The 23,133-nt window shown below is 71.9% G+C and carries 24 protein-coding genes; 12 read left to right on the forward strand and 12 right to left on the reverse strand.

Annotated features, from left to right (window positions below; all coding sequences use genetic code 11):
* Positions 1-53 precede the first annotated feature (53 nt).
* On the forward strand, positions 54-1,433 hold the full coding sequence (locus ABZS97_RS03500; protein ID WP_356133032.1) for a glycosyl hydrolase: 1,380 nt from the start codon (positions 54-56) through the stop codon (positions 1,431-1,433).
* A gap of 31 nt (positions 1,434-1,464) precedes the next feature.
* On the opposite strand, the gene ABZS97_RS03505 is transcribed toward ABZS97_RS03500, so the two are convergent.
* The 9 genes from ABZS97_RS03505 to ABZS97_RS03545 form a co-directional block, all read right to left on the reverse strand.
* Positions 1,465-2,586 carry a GNAT family N-acetyltransferase gene (locus tag ABZS97_RS03505; protein WP_356133034.1) on the reverse strand — a complete coding sequence of 374 codons (1,122 nt, stop codon included), beginning with the start codon at positions 2,584-2,586 and terminating at the stop codon, positions 1,465-1,467.
* On the reverse strand, positions 2,583-3,248 hold the full coding sequence (locus tag ABZS97_RS03510) for a lipopolysaccharide biosynthesis protein (RefSeq protein ID WP_356133036.1): 666 nt from the start codon (positions 3,246-3,248) through the stop codon (positions 2,583-2,585). The genes ABZS97_RS03505 and ABZS97_RS03510 overlap by 4 nt, the downstream gene beginning before the upstream one ends.
* Complete coding sequence (locus tag ABZS97_RS03515) at positions 3,245-4,387, reverse strand: glycosyltransferase (RefSeq protein ID WP_356133038.1); 1,143 nt, start codon at positions 4,385-4,387, stop codon at positions 3,245-3,247. The genes ABZS97_RS03510 and ABZS97_RS03515 overlap by 4 nt, the downstream gene beginning before the upstream one ends.
* A gap of 1 nt (position 4,388) precedes the next feature.
* Positions 4,389-5,081, reverse strand: coding sequence for a polysaccharide deacetylase family protein (locus ABZS97_RS03520; protein ID WP_356133167.1), 693 nt, complete (start codon positions 5,079-5,081; stop codon positions 4,389-4,391).
* Between the two features lie 70 nt (positions 5,082-5,151).
* Positions 5,152-7,011, reverse strand: coding sequence for a lipid II flippase MurJ (locus ABZS97_RS03525; RefSeq protein ID WP_356133040.1), 1,860 nt, complete (start codon positions 7,009-7,011; stop codon positions 5,152-5,154).
* On the reverse strand, positions 7,008-8,333 hold the full coding sequence (locus tag ABZS97_RS03530) for an O-antigen ligase family protein (RefSeq protein WP_356133169.1): 1,326 nt from the start codon (positions 8,331-8,333) through the stop codon (positions 7,008-7,010). The genes ABZS97_RS03525 and ABZS97_RS03530 overlap by 4 nt, the downstream gene beginning before the upstream one ends.
* A gap of 100 nt (positions 8,334-8,433) precedes the next feature.
* Entirely contained in the window at positions 8,434-9,885 is a 1,452-nt protein-coding gene (locus tag ABZS97_RS03535; protein ID WP_356133042.1) for a sugar transferase, read from the reverse strand.
* Positions 9,882-11,156 (reverse strand): glycosyltransferase family 4 protein, encoded by a 1,275-nt coding sequence (locus ABZS97_RS03540; RefSeq protein ID WP_356133044.1) that lies wholly within the window; start codon positions 11,154-11,156, stop codon positions 9,882-9,884. The genes ABZS97_RS03535 and ABZS97_RS03540 overlap by 4 nt, the downstream gene beginning before the upstream one ends.
* Before the next feature lie 41 nt (positions 11,157-11,197).
* Positions 11,198-12,415: a DUF3344 domain-containing protein gene (locus tag ABZS97_RS03545; protein WP_356133046.1), complete on the reverse strand. Its 1,218-nt coding sequence runs from the start codon at positions 12,413-12,415 to the stop codon at positions 11,198-11,200.
* 306 nt (positions 12,416-12,721) lie between these two features.
* Here ABZS97_RS03545 and ABZS97_RS03550 point away from each other — a divergent pair, with 306 nt between their 5' ends.
* The 8 genes from ABZS97_RS03550 (at position 12,722) to ABZS97_RS03585 (ending at position 17,803) form a co-directional block, all read left to right on the forward strand.
* On the forward strand, positions 12,722-12,961 hold the full coding sequence (locus ABZS97_RS03550; protein ID WP_356133048.1) for a chaplin: 240 nt from the start codon (positions 12,722-12,724) through the stop codon (positions 12,959-12,961).
* 229 nt (positions 12,962-13,190) lie between these two features.
* Complete coding sequence (locus ABZS97_RS03555; protein ID WP_356133050.1) at positions 13,191-13,961, forward strand: hypothetical protein; 771 nt, start codon at positions 13,191-13,193, stop codon at positions 13,959-13,961.
* 238 nt (positions 13,962-14,199) lie between these two features.
* Complete coding sequence (locus ABZS97_RS03560; RefSeq protein ID WP_356133052.1) at positions 14,200-14,502, forward strand: hypothetical protein; 303 nt, start codon at positions 14,200-14,202, stop codon at positions 14,500-14,502.
* Between the two features lie 84 nt (positions 14,503-14,586).
* Entirely contained in the window at positions 14,587-14,841 is a 255-nt protein-coding gene (locus ABZS97_RS03565) for a chaplin (protein ID WP_356133054.1), read from the forward strand.
* A 199-nt stretch (positions 14,842-15,040) separates the two neighbouring features.
* Entirely contained in the window at positions 15,041-15,538 is a 498-nt protein-coding gene (locus ABZS97_RS03570; protein ID WP_356133058.1) for a DUF5949 family protein, read from the forward strand.
* Positions 15,539-15,764: 226 nt separating this feature from the next.
* On the forward strand, positions 15,765-16,280 hold the full coding sequence (locus ABZS97_RS03575) for a hypothetical protein (protein ID WP_356133060.1): 516 nt from the start codon (positions 15,765-15,767) through the stop codon (positions 16,278-16,280).
* A 259-nt stretch (positions 16,281-16,539) separates the two neighbouring features.
* Entirely contained in the window at positions 16,540-16,953 is a 414-nt protein-coding gene (locus ABZS97_RS03580) for a tyrosinase family oxidase copper chaperone (RefSeq protein ID WP_356133171.1), read from the forward strand.
* Entirely contained in the window at positions 16,937-17,803 is an 867-nt protein-coding gene (locus ABZS97_RS03585) for a tyrosinase family protein (RefSeq protein WP_356133062.1), read from the forward strand. The genes ABZS97_RS03580 and ABZS97_RS03585 overlap by 17 nt, the downstream gene beginning before the upstream one ends.
* 113 nt (positions 17,804-17,916) lie before the next feature.
* Here ABZS97_RS03585 and ABZS97_RS03590 read toward each other — a convergent pair whose 3' ends face one another.
* Entirely contained in the window at positions 17,917-18,225 is a 309-nt protein-coding gene (locus ABZS97_RS03590) for a chaplin (protein ID WP_356133065.1), read from the reverse strand.
* Between the two features lie 192 nt (positions 18,226-18,417).
* Between ABZS97_RS03590 and ABZS97_RS03595 the strand changes: the two genes are divergently transcribed.
* From ABZS97_RS03595 to ABZS97_RS03605, 3 genes are all read left to right on the forward strand, one after another.
* Positions 18,418-19,011, forward strand: a complete 594-nt coding sequence (locus ABZS97_RS03595; protein WP_356133067.1) for a DUF2087 domain-containing protein — start codon at positions 18,418-18,420, stop codon at positions 19,009-19,011.
* Between the two features lie 114 nt (positions 19,012-19,125).
* Positions 19,126-19,755: a hypothetical protein gene (locus ABZS97_RS03600; RefSeq protein WP_356133070.1), complete on the forward strand. Its 630-nt coding sequence runs from the start codon at positions 19,126-19,128 to the stop codon at positions 19,753-19,755.
* Positions 19,756-19,784: 29 nt separating this feature from the next.
* Entirely contained in the window at positions 19,785-20,567 is a 783-nt protein-coding gene (locus tag ABZS97_RS03605; RefSeq protein WP_356133072.1) for a YcnI family protein, read from the forward strand.
* 179 nt (positions 20,568-20,746) lie between these two features.
* Here ABZS97_RS03605 and ABZS97_RS03610 read toward each other — a convergent pair whose 3' ends face one another.
* Together ABZS97_RS03610 and ABZS97_RS03615 are read right to left on the reverse strand one after the other, a co-directional pair.
* Positions 20,747-22,156: a Cys-Gln thioester bond-forming surface protein gene (locus ABZS97_RS03610; protein ID WP_356133074.1), complete on the reverse strand. Its 1,410-nt coding sequence runs from the start codon at positions 22,154-22,156 to the stop codon at positions 20,747-20,749.
* Positions 22,157-22,509: 353 nt separating this feature from the next.
* The gene (locus ABZS97_RS03615; protein WP_356133076.1) at positions 22,510-23,019 is read right to left on the reverse strand and encodes a single-stranded DNA-binding protein; all 510 of its coding nucleotides are present in this window, start codon (positions 23,017-23,019) and stop codon (positions 22,510-22,512) included.
* Positions 23,020-23,133: the final 114 nt, after the last annotated feature.

The raw sequence follows: 23,133 nt of genomic DNA on the forward strand, positions 1-23,133 counted from the left end.
GCGTGACCGGAAACGCGGAGAAGAATCGGTCCGGAGCGGAGAGAGGAGCAGGCATGGCCCCACAGCAGCAACGGCCCCGGTCCCGGCGGCCGGTGTGCGTCGCGGCGGCGGTCGTCGCGACGCTCGTCCTGACGTCGGCGCCGGGATACGCCATGGGCGCCGAGGTGGTGCGCGTCGCCGATCCTCCGGCGCCGACGCCCACGTCGGTGGCACCGCCGGCACCGTCTCCGGCCGCCCCCGTGGTGGCACCGCCGGCGCCGACCGCAACGCCGCCGACCCTGACACCGCCGCTGACCCCGACGCCGACGACCACGCCGCCCGCGCCGAGCACCGAGGAGCCGAAACCGGCCGCCTACGTGCCCGCCTTCGGCGCCTACCTCGACTACGGCGCCCGCGGTGTGGCCCGGATCGCCGAGCTGAGCGACTGGCTGGGCGGCAGCGATCTGCGCGTGGGCCACACGTATCTGCCGGGCGACCGCTGGAGCAATATCGAGGGCGCGCACGGCTTCCTCGACGTCTGGGCGGACTGGCGGCGCGAGCGGGACGACCGGATGCTCGTCCTCAACGTGCCGATGATGGAGCGCAACGAGGAGGGCGTCTCCGACTGGGAGGTCCGCGCGCTGCTGGGCCGGGCGGCGGCCGGTGAGTTCGACCACCACTTCAAGGCGCTCGCCGAGCGGCTCGTCGAGCTGAAGGTGCCGGACACCGTCATCGTGCTCGGCTGGGAAATGAACGGCAACACGTACACCCATCGGTGCGGGCCGGACCCGGAGGCCTGGAAGAAGTACTGGAACAGAATCGTCACCACCATGCGTTCGGTGCCGGGCCAGAAATTCCGGTTCGACTTCGCTCCGAACCGCGGCCTGGACGCCGTTCCCTGGACGCAGTGTTATCCGGGGGATGCCACGGTCGACATCGTCGGCATGGATTCGTACGACCAGCCGAGCGGGCTTTCATTCGACGAACAGGTGAAGGAGCCGTACGGCCTTCAGGCGCAGGTGGACTTCGCCAAATCCCACGGCAAGCCCATTTCCTATCCTGAATGGGGCCTCTTTCGCAACGGAGACAACGAGACGTACATGAAGCGCATGCTCGCGTGGATGGACGAGCAGAAGCCGCTGTACAACACGCTCACCGACTACTGCCCGCACGGCGTCTGGCAGTGCGAGGACAACCCCAGGGCGTCCCAGGTCTACCGCTCGATGCTCTCCGGCCGACTCGACCCCACGCCCGTGCCGACGACACCGGTCCCGACGACGCCGGTGCCCACGACCCCGGTCCCGACCACTCCGGTCCCGACTACGCCGGTGCCCTCGCCCACCACACCGGTGCGGCCGCCCAGTTGTTCGCCCATCGAGCTGGGCGACTGGGTCGAGTACTGGCTCGGCGGGAAGCTGTGCCTGCGGTTCGACTGGTGGTCGCGCAACCGGTGACGGCCGGCTGAGCGCGGTGGCGGCGGGCCGTTCACGGTCCGGCGCCACCGCGTTCCCGTTCCCTCCAACTGCGCAGGAGTTCCTTGCCCCGGTTGCGGGCGACGACATCGCAGACGACCGCCGACATCAGCGGCGCCGTACGCCGCCGGGCCAGCAGCAGCCGCTGGTTGACGACGGGCTCGGGGCGCCAGTGGTGCTTGTACGGCTCGTCGCCGCGCAGCAGGCTCAGCGCGCCACGGCCGCCCGCCTCGGTGTGCCGGGCGCAGGCGTCCAGCAGCATCACCGCGACGTCCGCCTTCCGCTCGCGCAACTGCGGATGGGCACCGTACAGATAGCCGCCCGCCAGACGCCGCGACAGCAGCGTGAGGTCCACGGCCATCACGGTGTCGTCGAGCCGGAACTCGGTGACCACCGCGTCGCCGGAGCGCACCATCGGGCCCACCGAGCGGACCAGGTGCTCGCAGAACCGGTCCTGAAGGTGCTCGGAGGTCACCTTGCGGCCCTGCCACTGCAGTTGGTGCAGTTCCAGCAGCCGCCGCAGCGCCGCGTCCACCTCGTCATGGCCTACGACGCGCTGCTCGACCCCGAGCGCGCTGAGCTTGCGCAGCTTGGCGCGCACCCGCTGGGCCTTGGCCGACGGGAGCCTGCCCACCAGTTCGTCCATGGAGGTGGCGGGCAACTCCAGGCAGAGCGAGTCGCGCACCCGGCGGCGGGGCCCGCGCCAGCGCTCGTAGATCCGCTCCGCCGCCCCGCCGGGCCGCACCTCGCGGAAGTCGATCAGCGCGGTGCGGGCGGCCGCGGCGAGGCCCTCGGCGAGGGTCGTCGCGGCCCGGTCGGCACGCTCGTCGTCCTCGTCGTCGAGGAGTACGTCCGCGTAGTCGGAGATGGCCCCGCCGAGCGGGACGAGCGCGGGCAGCGGGCGGCGTACCCGCATGAGGGGGGCGGCCGCGCGGAGTTCGCCGTCGCTGTCGCGGACGAGCACCAGACGAAGCCGGCCGGGCGCGCCGTAGGAGAGCCACCAGGAGTGCAGCCAGGCGTGGCTCTGGAACGGCGTGGCCGCACCGCACCGGCGGTACAGCCGGCCCCAGGGTGCGGCCAGTTCGGCGAACTCCCGTTCGTCCGTGCAGAGTTCGGCGCGCAGTGTGCCGCTCACAGCTGCCCGTGGACGTCGGCGGCCATCGCCGGGCCCGGCACGGACGCCGCGCGGGCGGACTCCGCTGTGCGACGCGGGCGGACCAGGAGCACCAGTCCGCCGAGCAGCCCGCCCGCACTCGCGCCCACCAGGCCCGTCACGGTCGGCGGCGCCGAGGACGCCTCGGTGGGCTTGACGGCACGGGAGAAGGAGACGAGTTCGACGTGCGTGCTGTCCTGGCTGTCCTGGGCGTGCTGGGTCAGCGCGCGGGAGACGGCGTTGGCCATGTCGGCGGCGACGTCGGGGCGCGAGGAGGTGGCGGAGACGGCGACCATCGGGGCGTCCGGGGAGGTCGCGGTCTGCACGCTGCGCTGAAGCGTCTTCACCGGCACGCCGGCCCAGACCTGCGCGTCCCCGAGCACCGCGAGCTGGGTGGCCACCCGCCCGTACGCCTGGGCGAAGCCGAGCGCCGACGCCGTGTCCGACTTCGTGGTCGGTACGGCGATGACGTAGCTGGTGGCCGTGTACTGCGGGGGCTTCAACACACCGTACGAGCCGCCGAGCAGGCCACCGAGGACGGCGCCGGCGGCGAGCAGGGTCCAGGGCGGCAGGGCCTTCGCGCGGGCGAGGGGTCCTCCTGCCGGTCGGGCCGGACCGTGCTGGCGGGTGGGGTTTTCGGTCATGAGGAACTCACTCCCAGAGCTGACAGAGAAGAGCGGGAGGCCGCGGCCGCGTACACGTCCATGAGCTGTGCGGCGCTGCGGGTGATGCTGTAGTGGCGGGCGGCGTCCGGTACGGCGCGGGAGCCGGGGCCCTCGGCGCGGACCTTCAGGAGGGCGCGGGTGAACGAGTCCGCGCCGCCCTGGACGCGGAGGGTGCGGGGGGCGGCGCTGGGCGGCAGGTCCTCGACCGCCGGGCAGGAGACGTAGAGCACGGGCAGTCCGGCGGCCATCGCCTCCACGACCGCGAGGCCGAAGGCCTCCTCGGCGGAGGGCGAGGCGACGACGTCCATGGCCGTTATCAGCGACGGCAGATCGGCGCCGGGTGAGCCGTCGGCGGGGCGCTCGCCGGTGAACAGCACCCGGTCCGCGACCCCCGCCTCGTGCGCCGTACGCCGCAGGACGCTCTCCTCGGCGCCGCCGCCGACCAGCAACAGCCATACGTCACCGGGCAGTTCGGCCAGTGCGCGGATCAGGGTGTCGAAGCGTTTGCCCGACGTCAGCCGGCCGACGCCGCCGACGACGTATGCGCCCTCCGGCAGCCCGAGCCGCCGCCGGGTGCGCTCGCGCAGCAGCGGGTCGAAGCGGAAGCGGGCCACGTCGATGCCGTTGGGCACGATCTCGATGCGCGGTGCGGGCACGCCCCAGCGGCGCAGCCGGTCGGCGACCGTGGGCGAGACGGCGACGGTCGACCGGCCCAGGCGCTCGCTGGCGAGGTAGAGCGCGCGGACTCCCCTGCTCAGCGCGCGCCCCTCCATCTGTGAGTCGCCGAGCGAGTGCTCGGTGGCGACGACGGCGCGAACTCCCGCGAGGCGGGCGGCGATCCGGCCGTATACGCAGGCCCGGTAGAGGTGCGTGTGCACGAGGTCGTAGTGGCCCGCGCGGATCAGCTTCACCAGACGGGGGAGGGCGGAGAGGTCGCGGTTGCCGGTCATGCCGAGGTCGAAGACGCGGACACCGTCGTCGGCGAGACCGGCGGCGACCGGGCCCGGGTTGGTGAGCGTCACCACGTCGCAGTCGACGGGCAGGTGGCGCAGCAGCAGGCGCAGTTGCTGTTCGGCGCCGCCCACACCGAGGCCGGTGATGATGTGCAGGGCCTTCACGTCAGATCCCCTCGACGGGGCGGCGGCGCAGGCGGTGCAGACGTTGCTTGAGCAGCAGGCGTACGGCGGTGTCGTTCTCGCCGATGTGGACGCGGGGGAGGGCGTGCGGGCCGGTCAGCGCACCGGGGTCGATCGCGCAGGCGTACGTGTATCCGGCGTCCCGTACGGCGTCGACGATCCGCTGGTCGAGGGTGCCGTACGGGTAGCAGAAGCCGTTGATGCGAGCGCCGATCAACTTCGAGAGCACTGCTCTGCTCTCAGCGATCTCGGCGTGCAGAACGGTGTCGTCCGCCTCCGTCAGGTCCACATGCGTCAGCCCGTGCGAGCCGACCTCGATGCCCTCCGTCGCGGCCGCCAGCCGGATGCCCTGCTTGTCGAGAAGCGGCTTGCGCGGACCCAGTGGATCCCAGGCGTTCTCGCCGCCCAGCCTGCCCGGGAGCACGAACAGGGTGGCGCCGCACTCCCAGCGGCGCAGCACCGGAAGGGCCGCCGTCACGAAATCGGCGTACCCGTCGTCGAAGGTCAGACCCACCAGGTCCTGGCCCGCACCGCGGGCGCGCGCCGCGAGCAGCTCGGTCATGCCGACGCCGCGCAGACCCCGGCGGCGCAGCCAGCCCAGCTGCTGGTCGAGGCGGTCGGGCGAGACCGTGATGCGGTAGGGGTCGTCGGAGCAGTCGCCCACGGAGTGGTACATCGCCACCCACGGGAGTGTGCCGGGGCGTCTGTGGGTGTGGGTGGGGCGTGCGGTGCGCGCCGTGGCGCTGTCAGCGGAAACGGACATGCGGCAGCCTTCCTGCGACGGAACGAACGGCGGGTGCGAAGCCCTGGACCCGCAGGGCCCAGGCCAGCAGGGCGAACACGACGGTCACGAGCGTGCCGCCGACGACGAGGCCGAGCACGGGGGAGTCCACGCGGCTCGCGCAGAACGCCCCCACGGCGGCGGCGACCACCGCCGCCCGCACCGGTTTGCCGATCTCGGCGACCACCCGGCGCGTACGGATCGGGATGCTGCGCGGGCCCATGCCGCGCAGCAGGAGCAGGGCGCTGAGCGTGATCCCGGTGGCGTTGGCCGCGGCGATCCCGCACACCCCCCAGGAGCCGACGGTCCACGCGCCGAGCCAGGACGTCACGATGATCCCGGCGGCCATCGCGAACAGCGGGTACCAGGTGGGCCGCCCGCCCGAGAAGTACGAGCGCGCGAGGGCGCCCACCAGGGTGTGGCCCAGCAGCCCGAGCGCGTACACCCGCATGACGGCCGCGGTCGCAGCGGTGTCCTGGGCCGTGAACGCGCCCCGCTGGAACAGCAGTTGGATCATCTGGGGCGCACACGCGACAACCACCGCCGCACCGAGCAGCACCGTGCAGGAGACCAGCGTCAGATCGCGCTCCACGCGGTCGCGGGCGCGCTCGGTGTCGCCCTCGGCGACCGCCTGCGCCACCACCGGGAAGGTGACGGTGCACAGCATCAGCGAGAGCACCATCGGCATCTGGGCGACCTTCTGCGCGTAGTTCAGATGCGAGATGGCCCCGGAGGGGAGGGAGGAGGCGAGGAAACGTTCGACGAGGACCTGGGACTGGCGGGTGAGCGCGAAGAGCAGGACCGTGGCGATGAGCGTGAGGTCCATCGGGCGCTGGTCCGCCGCCTCCACCGGCGCCGTGCTGCCGTCAGGGCGCCTCAACTGCCGCCACAGCGAAGGCACTTGTGCCGCCACCATGAGCGCACCGCCCACCGCGACCCCGAGCGCCGCCGACCGCACGCCCCAGTGGCCGCCGAGGACGAACATCGCCGTGATGATGCCGATGTTGTACGCCACGTAGATCGCCGCGGGCGCCACGAACCGCCGGTGCGCACGCAGCGCCGCGCTGCAGTACCCGGCGAGCCCGAAGCTCAGCACGCAGGTCGCCGTCAACCTGGTGCAGTCCACGGCGAGTTGGGGGTCGGGCAGGCCTGGCGCGAGCGCCTCGACCAGGTACGGTGCCCCGGCGATCAGCAGCGCGGCGAAGGCCAGGAAGGCGAGCGACAGCCGGGGCAGCGTCGTCGCGACGAGGGCGCGCACCGGGTCGCCCGCGGCCCCCCGTGCGCGCCGGGCCACGGCCATGCTGAACGCCGGCACGAGCACGAAGGCGAGACCGTCCTCGATCAGCAGCGTCGCCGCGAACTCCGGCACCGTCCACGCCACCAGGAACGCGTCCGTCTCGGACCCCGCCCCGAAGAGATGCGCCAGCGCCTGGTCACGCCCGAGTCCGAGCAGCGCCCCGGCAATGGAGAGCGCGACGGTGACCAGGGCCGCCTTGGCGAGGAAACGGCTGGAGGGAGGGGTGCTGCCGGCCGGCGTGCTTTTGGCCGCCGGGCCGCCGGATGCCCTGCGGTTGGCCACCGGGCCACCGGGCGTCGAGCGGTCGGGCATCGCCAACGTGCCATGGGTGGTGGGCCCGTTGGCGGTCGGTGGGTCCGCCACCACGGTTCGGGGCGCCGGGCTGTCGGCCGGGGAGCCGCCGGGTGCCGAGCCGGCCGACGCCTGGCCCTCGACGACCGGGCCGCCCGGCACGGCCCGGTCGCCCGGCACCACCGAACCCCCGTCGGCCGTCGCGCCGTAGGCCACGCGAGGTGGCGTCACCGTCATCGGGCCGTGGCCTCCCCGGACGGAGCGGAGCCCGGTGAGGCCACGGAGGCCGGGTCCGCCAGTGCCCACCAGGCCACCAGGCCGAAGCACACGGCGGTCAGCACCGTCGAGGGCCCGCCGATGTCCGCGTACGCGAAGTCGATCAGCTGCCAGACGAGCAGCCCGCAGGCGACGAGCGCACAGTCGAGCCCACCGTGCGCCGCACCCGCGGCCTCCGGCGACGTTCCGGGCCACCTCGGCACCCCCGAAGAGCCGCGGCGCACCCGCATCAGCCCCCGCAGCCCGCACACCAGCAGGACCAGCCAGCTCCCCGCGAGGGCGAGCAGTCCGATCAACCCCTGCTCGCTCAGCACCAGCAGGTACATGTTGTGCGGGGAGAGCAGCGGCTGCTTGCGGTAGGCGGCACCCGCGCCGCCGATGTCGCTGCCGGAGGAGAGGGCCAGTGACGCGTGCCCGTCGCGCTGGTCGGGGAAGGCCTTCAGCCCGACGCCGGTCAGCGGATGGTCGCGCCACATGTCGACGGCCGCGGCCCACATCGTGTACCGGTCGACCACCGACTGGTCGGGCGCGTCCGCGACTTGGCTGATGCTGTCGATCCGCTCCTGGAGCATCGCCGTACCGACACCGAGCCCGCCCACGAGGATCACGGCCGCGGCGGCCACGGCCGCCCCCGCCTTCGCCGCCCGCCGCAACCCCGCCAGCACCAGCTGCGCGCAGCACGCCACGGCCGTGGCGATCCACGCGCCGCGGCTGAACGACAGCGCGAGCGGCGGCAGAAGCAGCAGCGAGCACGTCACCGCGGCGGTCCGCTGCCTCGCCGCGACCGGCCCGAGCGCACCGAGCGCCAGCGCGAGCGCGCACACCAGCCCGAACGCGACGACGGTCGCCATCCCCATGACATCCGTCGGCCCGAACGTGCCCACGGCCCGGATGTCCTCACCCATGTAGGAGGCACCGGTCCCGGTGACGTACTGGTGCACCCCGACCGCCCCCTGCCACAGCGCCAGGGCCACGAACGACCAGGCGAGCAGCCGGAAGTCGCGCCGGTCCCGGATCAGCAGCAGCACGGCGCCCGGCACCAGCACGAAGATCTGGAGGTAGCGGGCGAGGCCGGTGATCCCCGCCCCGGGGCTCGCCGCCCCGACGGCCGCGATCGCGATGCCGACCACGGGCATACCCATGACCACCGCTGCGGTACGGGTCAGGGGGCGCCGCCGCTCCCGTACGAGACGGACCGCGCAGCACACCACCACGAGCCCGGAGACGGCGTCGGCGACGGTCGCGCCGCCCTCGCCGTCCGGAGCGATGGGCAGACCGAGCATGGCGATCACCGCGACGACGGGCAGCACCGGCAGCGCGCGTCGCAGCGCGCCGACCAGGGTGCCCAACGGCGAGGTGAGCGGCAGGACTTGACTCATCGGCTCAGCTCCCCGTCGGACGCACGAGCGCGGCGACCGTGCGCAGCAGGATGCAGATGTCCTGCCACAGCGACCAGTTGTCGATGTATGCGTTGTCGAACCGGCAGCGGTCCTCGATCGAGGTGTCACCGCGCAGCCCCTGGATCTGGGCCAGCCCGGTGATGCCGGTCTGCATCCGGTGGCGGGCCGCGTAACCGGGGTACGTCTGACTGAACTTGCCGACGAAATAAGGCCGTTCGGGGCGCGGCCCGACCAGGCTCATGTCGCCCCACAGCACGTTCCACAGCTGGAGCAGCTCGTCCAGCGACGTACGCCGCAGGAACTGGCAGAAGCGGCTCATCTCCTGCTCGTTGGCCACGCTCCACCGGGTCGCCGCCTCATGCGCGTCGACCGGGCGGTGCGTGCGGAACTTCAGCAGCGTGAAGGGCCGCCCGTCCTTGCCGATCCGCTCCTGCCGGAACACCACACCGGGCCCGTCGCTCAGCCGCAGCACCACCGCGCACAGCAGCAGCACCGGACTGACCATCAGCAGCAGCGTCCCGGAGACGGCCACGTCCAGCAGCCGCTTGGCGAGGCTGCCGCGCGGCTCGGCGACCCCGATCCGGCGGCAGGCGAACCCGGCGAGCTGCCAGCCGCGCCGGTCGTACGAAGGTCTGGTGCCGTACGACGGCGACTCCGGGTCGATCTCCCACAGCACACAGCCCGCCCCCGCCAACGCCCGCAGCAGCGGGGCCCGTTCACCGGGCGGCTGCACGACGAGCACGGCCCGCACGGTGTTCTGGATCAGCGCCCGCTGGACTTCCTCGCCGGTGGTCAGGACCGGCAGTCCCTCACCCCCGGCCGGCTGGTCGGCGACGATGCCCACGGGCCGTACGCCGCACTGCGGATGGCGCAGGAAGGCCGCGGCCACGCGCTGTGCCGTCGGGGCGGGGCCGATCACCAGCGCGGTGTCGGGGCGCAGGGCGAGGGCTCGGCGGCGCCGCCAGTGCACGGTGCCGCGGCCCGCGCAGCTCACCGCGGACTGCAGCACGCAGCCCACGGCGAGGGTGCGGGCGGACAGCACGGCGGCCGGGGCGAGTGCCGCGACGAGTGCCGCGAGGGTGCACCAGGTCACCGCGATCCGCGTGCAGAGCGCGGGCAGTTCGTCCAGCATCGCGGGCACCACCTCGCTGCGGTACAGCGAGGCGTGCGCGTTCAGACAGACCACGCCGAACAGCAGCGCGACGACGAGCGACGGGTGCCGCTGGACCTGCGCGAGCGCGAGGCCGGTGAGCAGCGCGGCGCTCCCGTCCACGGCGAGCAGCGGCAGCCGCGAGGCACGCCGCACGGAGGGCCGCCGGCCGGCGGGGAATCCGAAGCCGTCTGCGGCTGCGCGCGCAGGCATGACCGAGACGGGCGAGAATCCGTACTCCCGGGGCTGTCCGCCCGGGGAGGGAACGGTGCTTTCCGCAGTCACGTGTGGATGGACTCCCTGCACTCGGTGTGTTCCACGCCGGGGGCGCGCCCGGCGCCCCCGGCGTGCTCCACGGACTTCGCGGTCTCGGCATGCCGCCCCCGCCCGGTACGCCGCACGCTTTCGGCGCGCTTCGCGTCGAGCAGCTCGCGGTACACGCCCGCCACCGCGTCCGCCATGTGCCGGACGTCGTGGGTGGCCAGGACGTGACGGCGGCCCTGGTGGCCGAGCGACTCGCGCAGCAGCGGGTCGGACAGCAGGTCCGCGATCGCCCGGGCCAGCGACTCCGGATCCCGTGGCGGCACCAGGCAACGCGGGGCGAGCGCCGTCGGCAGACTCTCCGAGGCGCCGTCCACGTCGGTCATCACCACCGGCCGCCCGCAGGCCATGGCCTCCAGCGGGGCCAGCGCCATGCCCTCCCAACGGGACGGCAGGACCACGAGATCGGCGGCCTGGTACCAGGGAACGGCGTCCTCGGCGGCCCCGGCGAACAGCACCGAACCGGCGGGCGCGAGGGCCCGCAGCAGCGGGGCGTCCGGCCCGTCCCCGACCAGCACCAGCCTGGCCCCGGGCACCCGCCGGACCACTTCGCCCCACGCCTCCAGCAGGACGTCCTGGCCCTTCTGCCGGCACAACCGCCCCACGCAGACGACAAGCGGAGCCGCCGGATCCACACCCGCTCCCGCGAGCAGCGGAATCCCGGCCCGTACGGTGTCCACGGCCGCGGGGTGGAAACGCTCCAGGTCGACCCCGTTGGGGATGACACTCCACCGGGCGGCGACCCCGGCCCGCTGCCCGGTCCCGCGCTCGGCCTCGCTCACGCACACCACCCGGGAGGCCCAACGCGCCCCCCACCGCTCCCACCTCAGCGCGAGCGCGGCCAGGCTCCCGCCGACCGCCTCGAACGACCAGGCGTGCGGCTGGAACACGGTCGGAATGCGCCCGCGCACGGCGAGCCGGGCGGCGAGCCCGGCCTTCGCACTGTGCGCGTGCAGCACGTCCGGCCGCGCCGCGGCGACCACGCGCGCGAGCCGCCGTACCTCCTGAGGCAGCAGTGGTCCGGGCGAACGGGCGGCCGACCAGTGCAGTACGTCGCCGCCGAGCGCCCGGAGCGTGTCCGCGAGGCGGCTGTCGTCCGAGCAGGCGACGGTGACGTGGATTCCGGCGGCGAGCTGTGCCTTCACCAGGTCGGTGACGACCCGGGCGACACCGCCGTCGACCGGCTGGGTGATGTGCAGGACCCGCGACGAAGCGTCGGTCGGGGACTGTTGCATGCGCGGTTCCTCGGCTAAGGGCCGGCGCCGGCGGGCGCCCGTCACTGCTTCGCGTCGACGGCGGCGAACAGCGCCCCGACCCAGGCGGCGTCCCGCCGCGAGGAGAGCCGGAAGACCAGCCCGTCCCCGCCGCGGCGCAGCGCCTTGTCCAGGTCGAGGACGTCGGAGTCGTAGCCGAGCGTGTTCGCGTAGGCGGGCACCCGCGCCATCGCCGCCGGGCCCGGCTCGCTGATCGTCGAATTCAGTACGTCGTCAAGGGGGTTGGCCGTGTCGCCCAGGGTGGTCGTGGGGCCGCGCTCGCCGGTCGACACCGTCAGGGAGTCGCCGCTCTGTCCGCGGTCGCCGTCGTACGCGACCAGTCCGGCACGCCCGCGGGCCCCCTTCGGGAACGGCAGTCCGCGCAGCCGGATCACCTGGTCCTCGCCCGGGCCGAGCGTGTCGAAGCCGTCCCACATCGCCAGCCGTCGCAGCGGCTCCGACTCCTTCTCGTACGCCACCATCAGCGTCCAGCCGCCCCAGGCCCCCGGGGTCGACCTGCCCATCGCCACATTGACCTGCGCGACCGTGTAGAGGCCCGATTCACTGCCCCGCACCAGCTTGGTGACGTCCGCCGAGGCCTGGAACGCGTCCGCGCCACGGGCCACCCGGTGCCCGACGACGGTGTCCGCGAGCACGGCCTTGTACTGGCCGCCGGGCTCCGCGATGAGCACCCGCCCGTTGTCCTTCGGCGGCTTCTGCTCACCCACCCGGAGATTGCCGCCCCAGTACAGCCGCGCGTACGTGACGTGCGCCCCCTCCGGCAGACGCACCTCCGCACGGCTGGAGTTGTAGGTGTTCGGGTCGTCGTCGACGTCGACGTAGAACATGTCGAAGTCGTTGTTCGCGGCAGCCCTCCCCTCGCGCGCGGTAGAACACGAGGGCGCGGCTGCGCGGGTGGCAGTCGTGTCGGTCGCCTCGGCTGTTGCGGCTGTCTCGGCGAGATACGTACGGGCGACGGCCGCATCGGAGGCGTCCGGGTCGGGGGCGGGTGTCCCTACGGGCGCGAGGGGCGTACGGCAGCTGATCGACGTGTTGGCCGCCCGGACGATCCCGCCGTGCTGCAGCGCGGCGTACCGCTGCGTGAACGCGAGGCTGTCCGCCTGTGCGGCGGGCGGGGAAGGCGCAGCGGCCGCCACGGCGCAGCCCGGCGCCCAGAGGGTGGCCAGAGCGGAGCAGCCCACCGTCACACGGCGCAGCAGGAGACCCGGGGAAATACGCATGACCGGCGTTGCCCTTTCGGTGGGAAAAGGTTCTGGACCAGCGGATTGACATCAATGTGTTAATCACATTTGTGCCGCGTTGAGCTCCCACGTCTTTACGCCTGTTTCCAAGCGGCCTCAGGAGGAGGGCAACTCTAGCCTCTATCGGTATTCGTCGGTGAAACCCTGCAAGTGTGTCGGAATGGTGAAGCCTGCCTTTTCCGACATCACTCAAACGGAGGCACAACCCCAGCGCGCGCCGCGCGTTGATTCAGCGCCGGGCATCCCCGCCCGGATGTTTGTGACCAATCCAAGGAGCACTTCTCCATGTCGCGTATCGCGAAGGGCCTGGCCCTGACCTCCGTTGCCGCAGCCGCCGTGGCGGGCACCGCCGGCATCGCCGCCGCCGACAGCGACGCACACGGCGTCGCCGCCCACTCCCCGGGCGTCCTGTCGGGCAACGTCCTGCAGGTTCCGATCCACGTCCCGGTCAACGTCTGCGGCAACACCGTCAACGTGATCGGTCTGCTGAACCCCGCGTTCGGCAACACCTGCGTCAACGACTGACGTCAGCGCGGACCCTTCTGCCGGCCGTCCTCCCCTCGGGGTGGGCGGCCGGCCCGCGTTGCCCTGAATGGTGGAAGCGGGTTCCATGTCCGGGCATGGCTCCTCACCAGCGACGACGCGAGTGGTAGGGGCGCCGGGCCGCTACGCGGAGCAGTTGATCGGTTGCAGGCGGCGATGACCGCTTTCACGGTGAGCACAAGATCCGATGCAATCATCGAAGGGAACATCCATGCGTGTTCTGCCCGTACGGCGCCTCGCGTCCTCCGCTCTCTGTGCCTCGCTCCTGCTCGGCATCGCCGGACCAGCCGCCATGGCAGCGGACAGTGACTCGACGCGCGCCCGCACTCATGCGGCGGCGCCCGTCCCCGGCGCGGACGCGCTTCTGGCGCAGGTGCAGTCGCTGGGCAACATCGGCGCCGTGCTGACCCCGGTCACCGACCTGCTCAACGCCGCCCTCAAGGCGGACAACGGACAGCTCTCCGCCGACCAGGCGACCCAACTGGGCCAGGCGGTGAAGGATGCGATCGCCAAGGTCACCGCGGCGGCACCGGTAACGCCGCCGGTCGCACTCCCGCAGACTCCCGGCACGTCGACCACGTCCACGACCCCCGCCACCTCGGCCCTCCCGGCCACGCCGACGCTGCCGGCTGCTCCCGCGCTGCCCGCCCTGCCCGGGCTCAAGAGCGCGGAGCGCGACGCCGCGAGCGAGGACGGCAAGGCGCCGCGAGCCGCCGCGCCGGCGGACCTCAAGGGCGACGCGCTCGCGGCTCTGCAGAAGTCGGTCGACACGCTGCTCAAGGCCGTCACCTCCGGCGACCCCACGCAGTTGGTGCCCGCGGCCACCGCCGTGGTGACGGGCCTCGTCAACGTCGTCGTGGCCGTGGTGCTCGGCGGCGGCCTGCCCGTGCCGAACCTGCCCGGGCTGCCCGCACTGCCCGCGCTGCCGACGGGTGCGCTGCCGACCTCCAGCCTCCCGACTTCGGGGCTGCTGCCTTCCTGAGCCACGGGTTTCGCGGTATTCCGCCGTCGTGCCGACCTTTCCGGTCGGCACGACGGCTGTTTTATATGAGAATGCGACACGCCGTTCATTCGGGTGGGTTGCAGCAATTTTCTGCACACGGGGTTTCCGTCACGCCCGGGGCTCGTTAGCCAGGACGCAGTGAGAGACCAGGCATTTCAAGATGTCTGCACAGTGAAAAATCCCTCTGGTGACGTGAGTTGCCGAAGAAAGGAACACGATGAAGTCCCTGAAGGCTGCCGCTGTCGTTGCCGGATCCGTGGTCATCGCTGGTGTCGCCGCCCCGGCCTTTGCCGTGGAGGCCGCCGATGTCACGCCCACCAGCCTCAACGGCGCCCTGGAGACGATCACCAGCCAGCGCTCGCTCAACCTGCAGGACGTGATGCCCCTGCAGCACCAGTCGGACGCGCTCGACACCGAGAACAAGGACTCGGCGCTCAACACCGTGAACGGCGCGACGACAGCACTGAACTCGGCCGCCAGCCCCTCTCAGCTCCTCGGCGGACTCCCGCTCCAAGGCTGATCCGATTTTTCCTCGCGTGTCCTTGCGGAATGCCTTGCCGAGCCGTCCATAGGCTGGGGAAAATTCCCGAGGAAAGGGCTGACGATGAACACTGCCAAGAAGGCCGCTCTGATTTTCGCCGCCGCCGGAATGGCCGCGGGTGCCGCCTCGGGCAGCGCCTTCGCCCACGGTGACGGTGGCGGCGCCAGTGCCGAGGGTGCCGCGGTCAAGTCCCCGGGTGTCGCCTCCGGCAATGTCGTCCAGGTTCCGGTGGACGTTCCGGTCAACGTCTGCGGCAACACCGTCGACGTCATCGGCGCCCTGAACCCGGCGTTCGGGAACACCTGCGTCAACCACTGACGTCCTTCCCGGATTCGCCCGGACAAGTGGCGCCGTTCGCACGCCGAAAGGGTCGGTTCCGCATCCGCGGAATCGGCCCTTCGTGCCATGTGGCGCTGTTCGATATCCGTCCCTCGTTCGTGTGGTCACCCCGTCGGATATCGCCCGGTCGGGTGAGAAAGCGGCCGGGCGTATTCAGTCGCGTCGATAGGGTTTTGCGGTGACCTCAACCTCAAGCGAAACGCGCCCTCTTCGAGCCGGCGATCTCGGCACGCTCGCCGTGATGGCGTTCAGCGGCGAAGCCCCTGACGGCGACATGCCCTACCTCCTCGCCTACTCCCTGGGCGACGGCGAGAACGGCCCGGAAGGCTCTTCGGAAGCCGTCACGCAGTTGCTGCGCGACAACGGGCTGCCCGTCGGCGACAAGCTCGTCGACGGCTCCCGGCACCCGAGCCTGCCGCTCACCCTCCTCGTCGAGGCGGGCCAGGCCGTCGTCAACATGCCGCACCTCAACGCCCAGTGCATCGTGCCGCCGGAGTGGCTCGCCGCCGTCGGCGAACGCGGCTACGCCTACTTCCTGTTCGCCACCCGCGCCTGGCCCGACGCCGTGCCCGGCCGGCCCGTCGCCCCGGAGAGCCTGACCGCCTTCGCCGGCGACGAGGAAACCCTGACCAGCGCCGCCCACGTCCTGCTGCCGGCACGCAGCCTGCGCGGCTGATGGTCCGGGCCACGGCCTGAGCCGGTCGCCCCGGCGGCCCCACGAGGAGCGACCAGGCCTCGGCCCTCGGGTTCCCCGGCCCGAAGCTGGGCCTGGTGGCGTACGGCATCTCCACCAGTCCTACTACTGCATCACTCGGGGGAATCTTGAACTGATGCCGTTCTCAGGATCGTTACTCGGTACGCACGCAGAGCCCCCATGAATTCCGAAAGGGACCGTACCTGAGATGAAGCCGACCACCCGAGGAACCCTCGCCGCCGTCATCACCTGCGTGGCGGCCGCGGCAGGTGCCGCCGCGACCCCCGCCGTCGCGGCGGGCTCGGTCCCCGTTCCCGTACCGCTGGACGGTGTGGAGAAGTCCCTCAACGTGCAGCTGCCCAAGGTCGGCGGAGAGCTGCCGCTGCTTGTGCCGGGCAAGCCCGAGGGGCCGCAGTACGTCGAAGGGCGCCTGATCCCGCAGGGGGTCGTGCCGCAGCTGCCGCTCAGCGGCGGGCTGCCCGGCGCGGGACTGCGGGCGCCGCTGCCGCACGTCCTCGGCGACGGCTCCGACCATGTCGAGGTCGGCGCCCCCGCGTCCGACCTCCGCACGCTGACCCCCGGGCTGTCCCTGGACACCCCGCTGACCCCGCCGAACCCCGACAACTTCGGCCTCCCCGACCTGAAGCTCCCGCAGGCCGCCGTCCTCGGCCCCGTGCTGCAGACGGTGCCGGCCGCGAACCTGGGGCTCGCGGGAGGCGCGTAGTCCCCGGCCCACCGGGCCCGACGTCCTGCGGGCCGTGCCGTCGCAGGGTCCGCTGCCCGGCTCCCGGGCGGTCACCGTTACTGAACACGACGAGGAGAGAACATTGTTCGTCAGCAGAGTGTCGGTGAGTTCGTCGGCGGGTTCGGCGAATCCGGTGGGCGCAGTAAGCCCGGTGGGTCCGGTGGGCCACGTAGGTCAGCAGAGTCCCGTGGGGTCCGAACGTCCGGTCGAACCCGAGGACAGAAGCCGCCGGTACGTGATGCGCGGAATGGTGGCCCTGGTCGTCGCCGCGGCCGCGATCCCGGTCGTCGCGGCCTCGCGCCCCCCGGTCGCCGACGACATCGTGGCCGACCCGCCTGACACGACGGACACCTTCGAGGAGACCTATCGCGGCCGCCTGATCCGCGGGACCTGGGCGGGCACGGGCCGGGCAAGCTATGACGCGGGGGAGTGGCAGGTCACCGTGGACGGGCGGCCACTGCACCTGATGCGCCGTGCGGACGGCACGTACCTGAGCATGGTGGACCACTACCAGTCGTACCCGACACCGCTCGCCGCCGCCCGGGCCGCCGTCGACGAACTCGGGCCCGCGGAGCACCTGCGCGCCATGGGCCCGAGCGGGGACGAGGGTGGTCGTTCCAGGGACGGGGGGCACCGTGGCGTACACGCGTAAGGACGTCAGTACCCTCACCGTCGCGGAGCGGCGGCGGTTCGTGGGCGCGATGCTGGAGATCAAACGCCGTGGCGAGTACGACGAGTTCGTGCGGACGCACATCGACTACTACGTCGCCGACGGCGACGGCGGACTGCGCGCCGCCCACATGGCGCCTTCCTTCCTGCCCTGGCACCGCAAGTTCCTGCTGGAGCTGGAGCGGGCACTGCGGCGCGTGGACTCCGGCGTGAGCGTGCCGTACTGGGACTGGACGCGGAACCGCACGCCCTCCTCCGCACCCTGGACCAAGGACCTGCTCGGCGGCAACGGGCGGCGCTCCGACCACCGGGTCATGACCGGCCCCTTCGCCTACGGCAACGGGAAGTGGACGATCAAGGAGGGCGTGACCGACGTCAAGTTCCTCACCCGGGACTTCGGTCACCCCCAGGATCCGCTCGAACTGCCCACCCGTACCGAGCTGTCACAGGCCCTGGGCGATGCCGTCTACGACACCTCGCCGTGGGACTCCACCTCGACGAAGGGCTTCCGCAACCGCCTCGAAGGATGGGGCCGGGGGAGCGGCAGCGGTGCGTGGGGCAACCACAACCGCGTCCACCGCTGGGTGGGCGGGCACATGCTCGGCGGCGCCTCGGTCAACGATCCCGTCTTCTGGCTGCACCACGCCTTCATCGACCTCCAGTGGTCGCTGTGGCAGCGGCGCCACGGGGGCGCCCGCTACCTCCCCGCGAATCCGCCGGGCCCCGGCAGTTCGCAGTACGAGCGGATCGTCGCCCGGCACGAGGGAATGCCGCCGTGGAACGTGACGCCGGACCAGATGGAGGACGTCGGCCGGATCTACCGTTACGCGTAGCGCGCGCCATGGCCCGGAACGGACGGACGGGCGGACGGGCGGAACGGGACGGGCGGGTAGTGCGAGGCCCCCGGCGGTGGAACCGCCGGGGGCCTTTCCGCGCTTACGACGAATCAGTTGCCGTAACCGTAGCCCGAGGGGCCGGGGTGACCGGGGTGGCCCGGGTGGCTGGGCTTGTGGCCGCCGTCGTTGACACAGGTGTTGCCGAAGGCCGGGTTGAGCAGGCCGATGACGCTGACGGTGTTCCCGCACACGTTGACCGGGATGTGGATCGGGACCTGGATGACGTTGCCCGACAGGACGCCGGGCGAGCCGACGGCCTCGCCCTGAGCACCCGCGTCCGCCAGGGCCAGGCCGGCCCCGCTGAGCACCACGGCACCCGTGCCGAGCGCGACACCGGCCGCCTTCGCGATGCGAGACATCACGTTCTCCTTTGATTCGGTGAGTGCGGCTGCTCGAACGCGACCGCACTCCCCTTCAACGCGCCCGCTCACCACTGGTCACGGACTTCCTCGGGGGATCACCCGTTCCGAACAGGCCCTTCGTTCGCACGGCCCTTCGAACCCCGGGAAATTCGCTTCGGACCACGAGGCACCTCAACTAGCCTCCGAACCATGGCAACCGACCCATTGATCCGTCTGTTCGCCGAGGAGCGCAGGGTTCTGGCTTTCGCCGCCGTGGCCCTCGGCGCCGACACGCCGGAGAAGGCCGCCGAGCGCTCCGGGCTGTCCCCGAGGGAGGCAGCGGAGGCCCTGCGGAAGCTCCAGGACCGGCAGGTCGTCAAGGTGGAGGCCGACGGGAGACTGGGCGTCGCGTATGGGCACCTGCGCGAGCTGGCCCGGAATAATGCCGCGCAGCCTTCGGCGGAGAACGCGGAGCGCAGGGAGGGCGCGAAGGGTGCACATGGCCCGGAGGGCTACGGCTACGGTGACGAGCAGACCGAAATGGTCCTGCGGACCTTCGTGCGCGAGGGCCGTCTTGTGCGGCTGCCCGCCCGGTGGCAGCGCAAGCTGGTCGTCCTCCGGTACATCGCCGAGCAGACGTTCGAGCCGGGCGTCGAGTACCCGGAGCGCACCGTCAACGACAAGCTGCGCGCCTGGTGCGAGGACGCGCCGGTCGACCATGTGACGCTGCGGCGGTACCTGGTGGATCTGCATCACCTGCAGCGGCAGTACGGCTTCTACTGGCGGCCCGCCGCCGCGGCCTGAGCGCTGGGGCGGCCCGGGCTGTCGGCCGAGGAGACGCACGGGCCCCGCCCGTTCCTGTCGGCTCCCGGGGAAGTTGCGACAGCTGTTCGCTTCGCGTGGGAGTATCTGGGCTCCATGAGTGCGTCACCGGCGGTACGGAGCCTGCGCGCGGCGGTGTTCGCCGTGCTGTGTGTGCTGCTGGCTGCCGGGGGCCACGCTCTGGCGTCGGGGCAGGCGCCGCCGTTGTGGGTGGACGCTGCCGGGTTCCTTCCCGTCTTCGCGGCCGGTGTCCTGCTGGGCGGCCGGGAACGCTCGCTCATGGGCATCGGCTGCGGCATGCTGGCCGCCCAGGCCGGGCTGCACCTCGCCTTCGAGGCCGCCGAGTCGCGCATGCGCACCCCCATGGTCATGCACGGGGCGTCCATGGCGCAGGCGCATATGTCTCACGGACACACGGTGCGCGCACACATGGCACACCCGCACGCCTTGGTGGCCCACGCCACCGCCGGTCATGTGGCGGCCGCACTCCTCGCGACCTGGTGGCTGCGGCGCGGCGAGGCCGCACTCTGGTCGCTGCTGCGGCGGGCAGCGGTGCTCGTGCCGGGGCTCGCGGCCTGGTGGCGGGTGCGGACGGCGCCGCCCCAACCCCTCGTGCCGGGTGGCGCCTGCCGAGGTGTGGTCGCTCTGCGGCCGTTCCAGCAGGTGCTGCTGCGGCACGCCGTCTCCCGGAGGGGGCCGCCGGCAGGGATCCCGTACACGCCCTGACCGCCTTCACACCAGTACGGAGTTCCCTGATGTCCCCGACACGCACCACCCTGCGCCGGGCCGGTCTCGTCGCCGCCCTCACCACGGCCGGCGTCCTGGCCGCCGCGGGCGCGGCCTTCGCGCACGTGACGGTCCACCCCGGCAGCTACGCCAAGGGCGCCACGGACGGCGTCCTGACCTTCCGCGTCCCGAACGAGGAGGACACCGCCAGCACCACGAAGGTGCAAGTCTTCCTGCCGACGGACCACCCCGTCCTCGGCGTGCTCGTCACGCCCGAAGAGGGCTGGACGGCGAAGGTGACGACCAAGAAGCTCAAGACCCCCGTCAAGACCGACGACGGCACCATCACCGACGCCGTCTCGGAGATCACCTGGACCGGCGGGCGGATCCGGCACGGCGAGTACCAGGACTTCAACGTCGCCTTCGGTCAACTTCCGGACAACACCGATGAGTTGACGTTCAAGACGCTGCAGACCTACTCGGACGGCAAGGTCGCCCGCTGGATCGAGGAGGAGACGAAGGGCGGGGAGGAGCCGGAGAACCCGGCACCGGTTCTCAAGCTCACCGCCAAGTCCGCCGATTCCGCCGAGGACGGAGGGGGCACCTCTGACGAGTCCTCCGGTTCGGGTACCGCCTCGTCGTCCGACTCCGCCTCGGGTTCCAGCCCGGCGGCCAAGAGCGATGCTGCGAGCAGCGATTCGGACAGCGACTCGACGGCTCGTGGCCTCGGCATCGCCGGCCTCGTCGTGGGTGTTCTCGGTCTGATCGCGGCCGGGATCGCCATCGCGCGAGGTCGAGGCGCCCGCTCCTAGCGGGGCGTTCCCGGTCTCGGGAGGAGCGCGGCCCCGGACGCCCTGAGGGGCGGGCCGGGGCCGCGTGCTCACGGAGCCACCTGCGGTCGCTCACTGTTGAGTTGCCAAGGTGCAGTGGTGCGGTGCCGCTCGGTTCCGTCACTCCTGCCTGAATCCCTGACACGCCGGTCCTGGGGGTGTCAGTCCTGCGTGGGCGCCTTCTTCGTGCGGACGAAGAGCACTGCCGCGCCGCCGAGGACGACCAGGCCGATGGCTACGCCCGCGATGATCGGCGTCGCGCTGGAACCGCCGGTCTCGGCGAGGTTGGTGTCGCCCGTGGCGGTGCCGCCCACGGTCGCCGGGCTCGGCTCGCTGAGGGTCTGGGTCGCGTCGCCGCCCGCGCTGCCCTGCGTCCGGCAGTCCAGTACGCCCTTGAACCGCTTCTCGAACCCGTCCGGCCCCTTGATCGTGAAGTCGTACGCCTGGTCCTCCTGCAGCGGGATCGTCACCGTCTGGGACCTGCCGGCCTCGATGGTGTGCTCGATCCCCATCAGCTCGAAGGTGAACGCCGCGTCGCCCTCATTGGCCGCCGTGATGTCCACGCCGTTCTTGGCGCAGTTCTTCTCGGCCGAGAGCGCGGGTATCGCACCCTTGTCGGCCCAGGTGGCGGTCGCCGTCGCGGAGACAGTCGACTCACTGGAGCCCGCGAGGATCTGCGTCTGGCTGCGGGTCTCCGAGGCGAAGGCACGGCCGACCGGCACGGTCGTCGACGCCTGCACGGTCAGCGCGGCGGAACCGTCGGCGCTGTCCTTCGGTATGTCGAAGTACAGGGCACTGCCGTTCACGGCGGAAGTGATCGCCTTGCCGTTCCTGTCGACGATCCTCACTCCGTCGGCCATGGCATCCGCGGGCGGCGTCACCGTCACGCTGTCCGCGTTGGTGCGAACCCTGACCGGGCCCAGCTTCCCGCCGGCGTGACCGGAGACCGCGGGCGGGTCGAGGGTCAGTGAGGCCTTGGGCTCGGCGAGACTCCGCGCGCTCTTCTGCAGATAGTCCGCGAGCTTCTCCGCCTGCGGGCTCACCGCGTCGACGTCGGCGCCGTCCGAGTACCGCCAGATGGCGACCTGGGTGCCGGCCGCCGCGTCCTGCTCGGTGAGTCCGCTCGCGCCCGCCTTCCGGGCCAGCGCGGCGAGGTCGTTCACCTGCGGATAGGAGTTCTGCAGAATCCAGCGGATCTTGCCCGCGTCCGCGTTGCCGTTCAGCGACGTGCCGCTCCAGGGGGTCTCCTGGTACTTGGCGTCCTTCTGCGTCGGGTTGTGGATGTCGATGCAGTAGGTCTGCAGCGTGCCGCCGTTGTCGACGGACATCTCGAACAGCCCCGCCGAGACCTGCTGGTCCGCGCCGCCGTCATGGATCACGGCGGCGCCGTACGTCTTCAGACCGCCTATGGTCGCGGTCGCGCCGCCCAGGTTCTGCGGTGTCTCGTCGGCGACGGCTGTGCCCGCGGTGGCCAGTGCACCGGCGGTCACGAGCCCGGACGCCAACGTCGCGGCGGCGAGGCGGGCGGCCAACCGCCTGCGCGCGGACAACGCAGAGAACGAAGAAAACACAGAATTCCCCTTCGAGCAGGACCCGTTGACATGGGGGGATGGTCCCGCCAGCAGAATCAGAAGCCCCGTGAGCTATGCCCGGCATCCTAAGGAAACGGCGCACCACACTCCCCAGTCATGCCATCGGATAACCGATCCGAGCCGGAATCGTTATCGCTCGGCACGCCTGTGAGCTGCGCTTATCGACAAATCCATGGGGGATCGTTCGGAACGTATTCGCCGATAAGCCGCAGTTCGCTCAGGGTTCACTCGGCCTGTGCGGCAGGTGCTCGCATGACGTCATGAGGTCATGTCGACTGCCGTGCGCACCAGTCGAGTTCATGATTCTGCTGTGCGGAGACCTGCTTCTGACGTCACGTCACCCCGGCTGGCTCCGGCTCCTGTTGGGCCGCAGGATGCGGTGGGGAGCCGGGGTCCGATTGGGATGCAGGGTCGGGTTGCTGAGTCGGCGGGTACGTCTCCCAACTCGGCTCCGGCCGGGCCGGCGAGGCCACCGCCGTATCCCCCTTGGACGCTCGCCGGAACGCCGACGTACCCCGCGACAGGTCGTGTCCGATCGACACCGCGTCCACGTCGGCCGACGTCCAACTCTGGCCGTCGCGCAGCTCGGTGCGGACCTTCAGCCGTCCGTGCACGACCACCGGATCGCCCACGGACACCGACGCCCCCACGTTCGTGGCGAGCGACCGCCTGGCCCACACCGTGAAGAAGTTGGTGTGGCCGTCCGTCCACGTGTTCTTCTCGCGGTCCCAGTACCGCGCCGTGACCGCCAGCCGGAACCTCGCCGACGCTCCGTTCGCCAGTTCCTTGTACACCGGCTGCGTAGCCACGTTCCCCACCACGCACACCATCGTCTCGTTCATCGCGGACCCCTCTCCCGTACGGCTGCGTCTGTCCCGTGCTCTCGCGGCGAGCGCATCGGCGCATCGGCGTATCTGCGCACCAGCACATCTGCGCATCGAGTGCATCTCGTGCCT

It is taken from the genome of Streptomyces sp. NPDC005485 (assembly GCF_040606085.1).
GTDB lineage: Bacteria > Actinomycetota > Actinomycetes > Streptomycetales > Streptomycetaceae > Streptomyces.

Excerpts from the sequence above, each read along its gene's own strand:
- ABZS97_RS03575 (WP_356133060.1), top strand. The coding sequence starts at position 15,765 with ATGAAGCCGACCACCCGAGGAACCCTCGCCGCCGTCATCACCTGCGTG.
- ABZS97_RS03600 (WP_356133070.1), top strand. The coding sequence starts at position 19,126 with ATGAGTGCGTCACCGGCGGTACGGAGCCTGCGCGCGGCGGTGTTCGCC.
- ABZS97_RS03545 (WP_356133046.1), bottom strand. The coding sequence starts at position 12,415 with ATGCGTATTTCCCCGGGTCTCCTGCTGCGCCGTGTGACGGTGGGCTGC.
- ABZS97_RS03525 (WP_356133040.1), bottom strand. The coding sequence starts at position 7,011 with ATGACGGTGACGCCACCTCGCGTGGCCTACGGCGCGACGGCCGACGGG.
- ABZS97_RS03500 (WP_356133032.1), top strand. The coding sequence starts at position 54 with ATGGCCCCACAGCAGCAACGGCCCCGGTCCCGGCGGCCGGTGTGCGTC.
- ABZS97_RS03555 (WP_356133050.1), top strand. The coding sequence starts at position 13,191 with ATGCGTGTTCTGCCCGTACGGCGCCTCGCGTCCTCCGCTCTCTGTGCC.
- ABZS97_RS03560 (WP_356133052.1), top strand. The coding sequence starts at position 14,200 with ATGAAGTCCCTGAAGGCTGCCGCTGTCGTTGCCGGATCCGTGGTCATC.
- ABZS97_RS03520 (WP_356133167.1), bottom strand. The coding sequence starts at position 5,081 with ATGTACCACTCCGTGGGCGACTGCTCCGACGACCCCTACCGCATCACG.
- ABZS97_RS03595 (WP_356133067.1), top strand. The coding sequence starts at position 18,418 with ATGGCAACCGACCCATTGATCCGTCTGTTCGCCGAGGAGCGCAGGGTT.
- ABZS97_RS03565 (WP_356133054.1), top strand. The coding sequence starts at position 14,587 with ATGAACACTGCCAAGAAGGCCGCTCTGATTTTCGCCGCCGCCGGAATG.
- ABZS97_RS03530 (WP_356133169.1), bottom strand. The coding sequence starts at position 8,333 with ATGCTCGGTCTGCCCATCGCTCCGGACGGCGAGGGCGGCGCGACCGTC.
- ABZS97_RS03580 (WP_356133171.1), top strand. The coding sequence starts at position 16,540 with ATGCGCGGAATGGTGGCCCTGGTCGTCGCCGCGGCCGCGATCCCGGTC.
- ABZS97_RS03615 (WP_356133076.1), bottom strand. The coding sequence starts at position 23,019 with ATGAACGAGACGATGGTGTGCGTGGTGGGGAACGTGGCTACGCAGCCG.
- ABZS97_RS03550 (WP_356133048.1), top strand. The coding sequence starts at position 12,722 with ATGTCGCGTATCGCGAAGGGCCTGGCCCTGACCTCCGTTGCCGCAGCC.
- ABZS97_RS03590 (WP_356133065.1), bottom strand. The coding sequence starts at position 18,225 with ATGTCTCGCATCGCGAAGGCGGCCGGTGTCGCGCTCGGCACGGGTGCC.
- ABZS97_RS03540 (WP_356133044.1), bottom strand. The coding sequence starts at position 11,156 with ATGCAACAGTCCCCGACCGACGCTTCGTCGCGGGTCCTGCACATCACC.
- ABZS97_RS03605 (WP_356133072.1), top strand. The coding sequence starts at position 19,785 with ATGTCCCCGACACGCACCACCCTGCGCCGGGCCGGTCTCGTCGCCGCC.
- ABZS97_RS03510 (WP_356133036.1), bottom strand. The coding sequence starts at position 3,248 with ATGACCGAAAACCCCACCCGCCAGCACGGTCCGGCCCGACCGGCAGGA.